Source organism: Streptomyces sp. NPDC046909, from assembly GCF_040644695.1.
GTDB lineage: Bacteria > Actinomycetota > Actinomycetes > Streptomycetales > Streptomycetaceae > Streptomyces.
In genome coordinates this window covers 297,780-306,921 of sequence record NZ_JBEYXC010000013.1, presented here as the reverse complement: position 1 = coordinate 306,921, position 9,142 = coordinate 297,780, and the positions used below count along the sequence as shown (strand labels likewise).

Genomic DNA, 9,142 nt, shown 5'->3' with positions numbered 1-9,142 from the left:
AACTCCCACACGTCATCGCCGCCGCCACCGCAGCCCAACAGGCCCGGTGGCGGTGACATGTGGCCTCAGGTGTGCCCACGATCCGATGCCGACCCTCTCTCGGATCCGAGATGGGGAGATCAACTGAGCGAGGCTGTCCGTCTGCTGAGCACCTGGTGGGGATTTTCAGAGAGCCCCATCAGCCCACCGGCTTGCTCTTCGCCGCTGGCTCCTCACTCCTGCCGCCGTCGCTCTTGAAGGTATGTAGGTTGTATGGCTCCTCAGCCATACCCCCCTGCTTCGGCAAGGTGAGTCGGTAGATCACTGGACCGTCCGGCACCTTGCCTGTCTTCGTGAGCCAGCCCGCCCTACGCAGCTTGCCAACGATCTTGTTGACCGTCTGCTCTGGAGCCTTCCCGCCGTAGCCGAGCTCTCTGGCGATCGTTCCGTTCGACGGGCAAACGTTCTCGCCCGTCTCGTAGTCCGCGTACAACGCCATGGCGACGCCGACCAGCTTCTCTGCGTGCTTCATGTTCGAGCGCACCAGCGCACGACGCCATACGTGTTCCTGTATCTCGGGCTTCCCTTCTCCGAAGACTCGTAAGGACTCCAAAATCTACAGGCCCCCCTGGGGTAAAAGCGCAGGTCAACGCATGTGAGGCGCCTCTCAGACGGGCCCCAGAACCGTGGCAGGATTTGAGCCGCCAAGACACGGCGGTCGGCAAGCACTGGCCGGGGGGTCATACCCCACCCCTCCACCGCCGCTCTACCGTGCGCTGGTGCCGCAGGAGAACCGTCGGCAAAACTCGGTAGCTGTTCGGACCCAGCACTGCATACGTTCGACCGCATGGCTGACGACTGCTTCGCACATCCACGGCTCGCCGCGATCTACGATCCGCTCGATCCCGACCGCAGCGATCTCCACGCCTACCTCCAGATCGCAGAAGAGTTCGAGGCGCGCCGAGTGCTGGACATCGGCTGCGGCACAGGGGTGTTCGCACTTCTTCTGGCTGACCGTGGGATCGAGGTCGTCGGCGTCGATCCCGCGCTGGGGTCCGTTGATGTCGCCCGGGCCAAACCGGGCAGTGAGCGAGTGCGCTGGATCTGCGGTGACGCGACAGACCTCCCACCGCTGCGGGTTGACGTCGCGACGATGACAGCGAACGTTGCCCAGGCCATCGCCGATCCGCAGATGTGGCGGACGACGCTACGGGGGGCCTACGAGGTGCTCCGTCCTGGTGGGCTTCTGGTCTTCGAGACGCGCGATCCGGCCAGACGCGCCTGGGAGGAGTGGACCCGCGAGAACTCCTACCGCGTGACGGAGATCCCCGGTGTCGGCTCCGTCGAGAGCTGGGTCCAGCTGATCGAGGTGAGCTGGCCTCTGGTGACGTTCCGCTGGACCTACGGGTTCGCAGCGGATGGACAGGTGCTGACGTCGGATTCGACCCTGCGTTTCCGCGAGCGGGAGGAAGTCGAGCGGGACCTGATCGCGCACGGATACGTGGTGGATGACGTTCGCGACGCACCCGACCGTCCAGGAAGGGAGTTCGTCTTCCTGGCGCGACGTCCGTGATCGTCGGTGATTCGCGCCACTCGGACTTCGATGACGCACACTCAAGGTGCCATGGCACAGGACGACGCTCGCGCAGCGTAACCAGTGGCGGGCGTCTCGAAAACCAAGGTTTGTGAGACGAGACGGCAGGTGCCCCGGAAGGGGGTGCAGCCCTGTTCAAAACCCGTCTCGAAACTTCCGTCTCAGGCTTGACATTTTGAGATGAGTTCTGAGACGGTCCGTGTCATGACGACGAACACGATCACTGGTCAGCTCATCGGTTACGCCCGCGTCTCCACGGATGACCAGGAAGCGCAGCTTCAGCTCGACGCACTGACGGCCGCAGGCTGCGCCCGGATCTTCGAGGACAAGGCCAGCGGGAAGAACACCAACCGGCCAGAGCTCACGGCCGCACTGGACTACGCCAGATCCGGCGACACCCTGTGCGTGTGGAAGCTCGACCGCTTCGCCCGGTCGCTCATCGACCTTGTGACCATGGTCGACACCCTTCGGGAGCGGGGTATCGGGTTCAAGGTGCTCACCGGTGCACTGGCCAACATCGACTCCGGCACGGCTGACGGCCGTCTCATGCTTCAGGTGGTCGGGGCCATGGCGGAGTTTGAGCGCAGCCTCATCAAGGAGCGCACCCGCGCGGGGCTGGACGCAGCCAAGGCGCAGGGGCGTACCGGTGGACGGCCGACTGTGGTGGATGAGGACGTACTCGCCGTGGCCCGTGCCAGGAAGTCAAAGGGTGAGAGTGTGAGTGCCATTGCCAAGGCCCTCGGGATCTCCCGTGCCACGTTGTACCGCCACATCGGAGAGAGCGCCTGAGACGGGCGTACAGCCGCGCGGTCAGGCCGACCGGGCGCAGACAAGCATGGTGCCCACAGCCTTGCCCTCTGGTGGACCGATCAGGGAAACGCTCACGTCGGAGAAGCCGTGCCCCGTCAGGATGTGCCTCCACTCATCCGGGGTACGGTCGTGGCGCAGTCCGGCCTTGGCGGGCTTGGGCCCCTGGCTTCCTGGGGGCAGGTGTGAGAAAGCCAGGATTCCGTCCGGCGCCATGCGTGAGCGGATCAGCGGGAGCAGGGTGTCCGGATCGACGAACCACACCGCACCGAAGATCGAGAGCACGACATCGAACGTCTCGTCCGTCTCGCTCAGGAACGCCGTCGCCTCCGCCGTGCGGAACTCAAGGCCCGGCAGATCGCCCCAGCGCTCCTGCGCGACCGTCTCGCGGGTGGGGGCAACATCCACGCCTACGCCTGTCGCACCCAGCGCCACCAGGTGCGCGAGGTTACTGCCGCTTCCTGAGCCGAGTTCCAGAACCCTGCGTCCGGCCATGGGACCCAGAACGGTCTCGTCCGGCCCGTGATCGGCGTACTGAGTCCAGTTGAGCCAGGTCGTATCGCCCTTGGCGTTCACGGTCCTGCGTGGCTTGCTCCCGACCGCGTACCTGTCCCAGGACTCGGCCAATGACATGCGGTGATCCTTTCCTGTGAGAGGGGCCCACCCCCAACGTACGGGGATGGGGCCCAACTCACGTGCTGCTCACTACTACTTGGGCGAGTCGTGGCACCCGGCGTGGCACTGGTTGCAGTCGGCCGCGTCCTCCATCCCCCACAGGTCCGCGTCGATCTCGAACCCGGCTGCCTTGATGGCCTTGATCGTCTGCTCCAGGACGAGCGGGCCACCGGTCTTGGGGTCATGCCCATCCCGCGTCACCTCGTCGTCGGAGATGCACAGGACATCAGCCGCCGTCCCCGGAAGCTCCGGAACGTGGTGGATGTACCGGCCGAAGTGCCGATTGGTGAAGTGGTGGTACGGGATCGAGTCGAGCATGAACGAGTGCCATGCCTCGTCCACCTGCTTGGACGGGCCCATGAGAAGGTCCGGGTTCTCGCCGCACGTGACCAGGTAGGCGATGGCCTGTCCGAACTTGGCCTCGGCCTGTTCGCGTGTGTTCTCCGGGTTGCGGAGGAGGAGTGCCACCTCCCGCTCCCACACGTCCGGAGTGACGTACGCCTTCGGGTCGCGGATCAGTACTGCCGTGCTCATGCTGGTTTGCCTCCACGTAATTGGGGGTCCGTGGTGCTCCGGTCATTTCGCCCACCCCTGCACTTGGGGCACAGGCACGGCGGCATCAGGCCGGTGGCGAGGGGTTACCCGCCCTCACCCTCGTACAGGGTGCGTGGCTCGGTCCGAGTGCCGTCGGCTCTCACCGTGTAGGCGCTGATGTGGATGGGCATGGCGACCATGTTCCGGATCGGTCGTGGCCATTGCGCCGAGGTTCAGGGCGTCGCTCGGACGGCATGTCGGCGTCAGCCCGAGGGCGTCAAACCGGTGTCATTGGAGGCGGGGCGTGGCTGCTCTCGGACCATGACGACTACGGCCGAGCGTGAGCGAATCCCGAACGATGTGCTGACCTCTGTACGCAAGTCGATGAACCTCAGCCAGGACGAGTTCGCCCAGGGCCTGCGTCGCGCGGGTGAGGAGTTGGGGGAGTCGAACGACGCCTCCAAGCGACTCGTGCAACGCTGGGAGTCCGGGGAGACCAGGACGTGCCGCCCGCTTTACGCGCGGGCGCTGAAGCAGCTCACCGGCCGCACCCCCGAGTCACTGGGGTTCGCGATTCCGATGGCACGCGTCCACTCAGATGGGGCAGGAGGCCACGACATGGAGGCTGGGGAAGTCGGCACCGTTGACGCTGTCACAAGCCCGGAGCCGGAGCTACAGAGCGAGTACGCGGGGATCTGGCTGTCCCGGTACGAGTTCTACTCGTCCAGCCGTGACGAGACATTCGACTGCAAGCATCACGTCGTGATCGTCCAGCACGGCAACCGGCTGACAGCTCAGAGCCTGCCCGGAGCGTCGACCAATCCGGACAGCCCGATGTCTCTGGACCTCACCGTCGACCGGAACGTTGTCACCGGTACATGGACCGAGCAGACGGCGCCTGACGGGTACTACCAGGGTGCCCGGTACCACGGTGTGCTTCAGCTGCTCATCGAGCCGACGGGCCGACGCATGGCGGGCAAGTGGGTCGGCTTCGGCAAGGACTTCGATGTGAACACGGGTCCATGGGAGCTGCGCCTACTCGACCGGTCCACGGGGCGCGCAAGCATTGAGCGGTACTCGACCCTCCCTGACTGAGAGAGGTGTGCCCTTCCTCGGGCCCGCCTCCTGCTGAAGGGCGGCGCAAGACAGCAGACGACCCCCGTCGAACTTCGATGACGGGGGTCTCTCTACGTGTGACAGGGAACGCGTCCGTCAGACGCCGAGCGCCTGCTTCACCTGGGCGAGGCTCGGGTTCGTCATCACGACCTCGGTGCCGCCACTGGAGGGAACTACCTGAACAGTGGGGACCGTCTGGTTTCCGCCATTCGCCTTCTCGACGAAAGCCGCGGACGCCGGGTCCTGCTCGATGTTGATCTCGGTGTACGCGATGCCCTCGCGGTCCAGCTGCTTCTTCAGCCGCTGGCAGTAACCGCACCACGTGGTGCTGTACATCGTCACAGTGCCCTGCATGTCTCGCGCACTCCTCTGGTGGCTCGGGGACGAGATGATCCGGTGGGGGAACGTACGCGACCCGCCCGTCATTCCCGAATCGCGGTGCCCGGCCAGGTGACGCCTGCCGCATTAGTACGACCGCGAGCCCCTGCCTGTGGACAACCGGCACAGCCGTCTCCGCCGACCTGGCAGCATGGCGGTGTGACAGCAGCAACGCACTCCACCCTCTTCCCGCAGGTACCGGACTCGGCCGACGCGGTGCTCGAGGGGCTCGACCCCGAGCAGCGCGAGGTGGCCACCGCCCTGCACGGGCCGGTGTGCGTGCTGGCGGGCGCCGGGACGGGCAAGACCCGGGCGATCACCCACCGCATCGCCTACGGAGTGCGCGCCGGCATCCTCCAGCCCTCCAGCGTGCTGGCCGTCACCTTCACCAACCGCGCCGCCGGCGAGATGCGCGGCCGGCTCCGCCAGCTCGGTGCCGCCGGGGTCCAGGCCCGCACCTTCCACTCCGCCGCCCTGCGCCAGTTGCAGTACTTCTGGCCGAAAGCCGTCGGCGGCTCCATGCCCCGGCTCGTCGACCGGAAGATCCAGCTCGTCGCCGACGCGGCCGCCGCCTGCCGCATCCGCCTCGACCGGGGCGAGCTGCGGGACGTCACCGCCGAGATCGAGTGGTCCAAGGTCACCCAGACCGTCCCCGCCGACTACGCCCTCGCGGCCGTCAAGGCGCGCCGGGAGGCCCCGCGCAACCCCGCCGAGGTCGCCCAGCTCTACACCGCCTACGAGGACCTCAAGCGCGAGCGCGGAGTCATCGACTTCGAGGACGTCCTGCTGCTGACGGTGGGCGTCCTCCAGGACCGGCACGACATCGCCGACCAGGTCCGCGCCCAGTACCAGCACTTCGTCGTCGACGAGTACCAGGACGTCAGCCCCCTCCAGCAGCGCCTGCTGGAGCTGTGGCTCGGCGAGCGGGACAGCCTCTGCGTGGTCGGGGACGCCAGCCAGACGATCTACTCGTTCACGGGAGCAACTCCCGACCACCTGCTCGACTTCCGCACCCGCCACCCCGGTGCCACCGTCGTCAAGCTGGTCCGCGACTACCGCTCCACCCCGCAGGTCGTCCATCTCGCCAACGGACTGCTCGCCCAGGCCAGCGGCCGCGCCGCCGACCACCGCCTGGAACTCGTCTCCCAGCGCGCCCCCGGGCCCGAGCCGGTCTACACCGAGCACACCGACGAGCCCGCCGAGGCCGAGGGCGCCGCCCGACGCATCCGCGAGCTGATGACGGCAGGGGTGCCGGCCTCCGAGATCGCGGTGCTCTTCCGCACGAACGCCCAGTCCGAGACGTACGAACAGGCGCTCGCCGACGCCGGCATCCCCTACCAGCTGCGTGGCGCCGAGCGCTTCTTCGACCGCCCTGAAGTGCGCAAGGCCGGTGTCGCGCTGCGCGCCGCCTCCCGCTTCGGCGGCAACGACGCCCTCCTGGACGACGCCCCCGACCTGCCCTCCCAGGTGCGTGCCGTGCTCTCCGGCGAGGGCTGGACCTCGGAGCCCCCGGCCGGCTCCGGCGCGGTCAGGGAGCGCTGGGAGTCGCTGGCCGCCCTGGTGAATCTGGCCCAGGACTTCGCCGCCGCGAGATCCGGCGCCACCCTCGCCGACCTCGTCGTGGAACTGGACGAGCGGGCGGGCGCCCAGCACGCCCCGACCGTCCAGGGCGTCACCCTCGCCTCCCTGCACTCGGCCAAGGGCCTGGAGTGGGACGTCGTCTTCCTGGTCGGGGTCGCCGAGGGCATGATGCCGATCACCTACGCAAAGACCGACGAGCAGATCGAGGAGGAACGCCGGCTCCTCTATGTCGGCGTCACCCGCGCCCGGGAGCACCTCCATGTCTCCTGGGCCCTGTCCCGCTCACCGGGCGGACGCCCCAACCGCCGCCCCAGCCGCTTCCTCGACGGACTGCGCCCCGGCTCGACCGGTACCGCGGGGCGCGCCGCCGCCCGCGGCTCCGGCGGCGTCGAGCGCGGCTTCGGCGGCGGCACGGCGGGCGTGGTGCCCCGGCGGACCCAGCGCACCCCGGCCCGCTGCCGGGTCTGCGGCCGCACCCTCACCGACGCGGGCGAGATGAAGCTGATGCGGTGCGAGGACTGTCCCTCCGACATGGACGAGGGCCTCTACGAGCGGTTGCGCGAGTGGCGGGCGGAGCAGGCGCGGCGCAGCGGACAGCCCGCGTTCTGTGTCTTCACCGACAAGACACTGATGGCGATCGCGGAGGCCGTCCCCGACGACCAGGGCGAGCTGACCCGGATCCCCGGGGTCGGGGCGCGCAAGTTCAACCGCTTCGGGGCCGATGTCCTGGCGATCTGCGCTGGCCAGGACCCCGGGGACGAAGAAGATGAGGACTGACGGGAACTCGTCGAAAAAATAGTTTGCGCATGCCCCAGCAATCCCCATAGGTTCTTAGCCACGGGAACGGAGGCCTTCTCGGAGGCCCCAATTCCGTGCTCTACTTACATACCCGTAGGACTGGCTCACCCCAGTCCCCCGAGACGCCGAGAGGAGGCGAGTCCAGTGACCAGCATCAACGCCAGCTACACCGCGAAAATGACCGATCGCTCGGTCGTCGCCTCCCTGTGCATGCTCGCCGTCTCGAACCAGGGCACCGGTCTGTCCGGCATTCGTGTCGCCGGCCCGGCGTCCTCCGTGTCCCTCGCGGGTCTGGGTCTCCCCGTCCGTGAGCGCAATGAGCGACCGACCAAGGCACTGGAAGCAGTAGAGGGACAGGCGCACGCCTATGCCTTTACGGCAGCCGGTGCCGGCAGCCGGAAGCAGACGACGCAGCACCACCTGATGTGGGCCTTCCGTGGGCCAGAACCCTGGAGTGATCCAGCCTGATTGATCAGGCCGGCGCCTTCAGGGCCGCGGAACCCCATCCGGGATCCGCGGCCCTTCTGTTTTCCCCGAACGGGGACGACGGAGCGAAGGGGCCTCGGGACAAGAAAAGAACCCGGTACCAAGCCGACTACCGGTCCCACAGGGCCGGACCGACCAGACGAGGAAGACGACCCGTGCAACTCGAAGCGCACGCCCCGTCCGTACCGCCTTCCGAAACGATCCCCCCGCCCGGCCTCACGGAGGACTCCACCTTGATCCCGCTCACCGCGCTCACCGCGCTCGACGACGCCATCGAGAACCTCGGCGTACCCGTCCCCTGCCGTTCCTACGACCCGGAGGTCTTCTTCGCCGAGTCGCCGGCCGACGTCGAGTACGCCAAGTCCCTCTGCCGTACCTGCCCGCTGATGGAGGCCTGCCTCGCCGGCGCCAAGGAGCGGCGTGAGCCCTGGGGCGTCTGGGGTGGCGAGCTGTTCGTCCAGGGTGTCGTCGTCGCCCGGAAGCGGCCGCGTGGTCGCCCGCGCAAGAACCCGGTCACGGCATGAACACCGCAGGAACGATCGACCGCCCCCTCACGCACGACCCCAAGAAGCAGGCCCCGATGAAGCCGTCCACCACCGAGCCCGCAGGCTCCGCTATCCCAGACTTCACCATCACCGGCGCGACCGACTCGCGTCAGAACAGGACCCGTGAGATGCAACTCCAACCAGAAGCCCTCGCCCGTGCGCATATGCACGAGCGACTGCACGCCGCCGAGCAGGAGCGCCGGGCCGTGAGCCTGGCCGCCGCCCGCCGGATGCAGCGCAAGGCCGAGCGCGCCTCGATGCGTGCCCGCCGCGCGCTGGCCATAGCGGTCATGCAGTAAGCAACCACACCTGAAGCGGTGACCTCCCGGAACCTCGGGAGGAGAAAGCTCCCCGCGGGGGCCGGTCCGTCCGAACGGACCGGCCCCCGCGGTGCGTTGTGCCCGCGGATCCACCGGCCACGGCGATATCGTCGCCGCGTGACGAGTCTTCCCGGGGGCAGTGAAGACGGCGGCTCCGCCACGGAGCCCCAGCCTCTTGTGTGCGCCCGCTGCGGCACCATCGCCGACGGCCCCCGACCCACCTGGACCTGCTCCGTGGAGAACGGCGTCCGCCAGTACTTCTGCGACACCTGCTCAAGGGAGAACCTCAGAGCGATCGAGGGCCGCTTGGACTCGGCCTGGTGGTAGGC

At 67.9% G+C, this 9,142-nt stretch carries 12 protein-coding genes; 8 read left to right on the top strand and 4 right to left on the bottom strand.

All coding sequences use genetic code 11. The features are described from left to right. Positions 1–178: 178 nt before the first annotated feature. On the bottom strand, positions 179–511 hold the full coding sequence (locus tag ABZ928_RS36860) for a helix-turn-helix domain-containing protein (protein WP_361528511.1): 333 nt from the start codon (positions 509–511) through the stop codon (positions 179–181). Between the two features lie 315 nt (positions 512–826). Here ABZ928_RS36860 and ABZ928_RS36855 point away from each other — a divergent pair, with 315 nt between their 5' ends. Both ABZ928_RS36855 and ABZ928_RS36850 read left to right on the top strand, forming a co-directional pair. Beyond that, a complete protein-coding gene (locus ABZ928_RS36855; protein ID WP_361528509.1) occupies positions 827–1,552 on the top strand; it encodes a class I SAM-dependent methyltransferase in 726 nt (241 codons plus the stop codon). A 225-nt stretch (positions 1,553–1,777) separates the two neighbouring features. Continuing rightward, a complete protein-coding gene (locus ABZ928_RS36850) occupies positions 1,778–2,362 on the top strand; it encodes a recombinase family protein (RefSeq protein WP_361528508.1) in 585 nt (194 codons plus the stop codon). A 21-nt stretch (positions 2,363–2,383) separates the two neighbouring features. On the opposite strand, the gene ABZ928_RS36845 is transcribed toward ABZ928_RS36850, so the two are convergent. Together ABZ928_RS36845 and ABZ928_RS36840 are read right to left on the bottom strand one after the other, a co-directional pair. Next, positions 2,384–2,956 carry a class I SAM-dependent methyltransferase gene (locus ABZ928_RS36845; RefSeq protein ID WP_361528506.1) on the bottom strand — a complete coding sequence of 191 codons (573 nt, stop codon included), beginning with the start codon at positions 2,954–2,956 and terminating at the stop codon, positions 2,384–2,386. A gap of 132 nt (positions 2,957–3,088) precedes the next feature. Continuing rightward, entirely contained in the window at positions 3,089–3,589 is a 501-nt protein-coding gene (locus tag ABZ928_RS36840; protein ID WP_361528504.1) for a hypothetical protein, read from the bottom strand. A 321-nt stretch (positions 3,590–3,910) separates the two neighbouring features. Between ABZ928_RS36840 and ABZ928_RS36835 the strand changes: the two genes are divergently transcribed. Continuing rightward, positions 3,911–4,684 (top strand): XRE family transcriptional regulator, encoded by a 774-nt coding sequence (locus ABZ928_RS36835; RefSeq protein WP_361528502.1) that lies wholly within the window; start codon positions 3,911–3,913, stop codon positions 4,682–4,684. Between the two features lie 117 nt (positions 4,685–4,801). Here ABZ928_RS36835 and ABZ928_RS36830 read toward each other — a convergent pair whose 3' ends face one another. Next, complete coding sequence (locus ABZ928_RS36830; RefSeq protein ID WP_361528500.1) at positions 4,802–5,059, bottom strand: mycoredoxin; 258 nt, start codon at positions 5,057–5,059, stop codon at positions 4,802–4,804. Positions 5,060–5,242: 183 nt separating this feature from the next. Between ABZ928_RS36830 and ABZ928_RS36825 the strand changes: the two genes are divergently transcribed. The 5 genes from ABZ928_RS36825 to ABZ928_RS36805 all read left to right on the top strand — a co-directional run bounded on the left by ABZ928_RS36825 (position 5,243) and on the right by ABZ928_RS36805 (position 9,140). Further along, the gene (locus ABZ928_RS36825) at positions 5,243–7,441 is read left to right on the top strand and encodes an ATP-dependent DNA helicase UvrD2 (protein ID WP_361528498.1); all 2,199 of its coding nucleotides are present in this window, start codon (positions 5,243–5,245) and stop codon (positions 7,439–7,441) included. Positions 7,442–7,639: 198 nt separating this feature from the next. Continuing rightward, the gene (locus ABZ928_RS36820) at positions 7,640–7,930 is read left to right on the top strand and encodes a hypothetical protein (protein WP_361528533.1); all 291 of its coding nucleotides are present in this window, start codon (positions 7,640–7,642) and stop codon (positions 7,928–7,930) included. 173 nt (positions 7,931–8,103) lie between these two features. Further along, positions 8,104–8,472, top strand: coding sequence for a WhiB family transcriptional regulator (locus tag ABZ928_RS36815; protein ID WP_020119791.1), 369 nt, complete (start codon positions 8,104–8,106; stop codon positions 8,470–8,472). Next, positions 8,469–8,792: a hypothetical protein gene (locus ABZ928_RS36810; RefSeq protein WP_361528496.1), complete on the top strand. Its 324-nt coding sequence runs from the start codon at positions 8,469–8,471 to the stop codon at positions 8,790–8,792. The genes ABZ928_RS36815 and ABZ928_RS36810 overlap by 4 nt, the downstream gene beginning before the upstream one ends. Before the next feature lie 138 nt (positions 8,793–8,930). Continuing rightward, on the top strand, positions 8,931–9,140 hold the full coding sequence (locus ABZ928_RS36805) for a hypothetical protein (protein ID WP_361528494.1): 210 nt from the start codon (positions 8,931–8,933) through the stop codon (positions 9,138–9,140). Positions 9,141–9,142 lie beyond the last annotated feature (2 nt).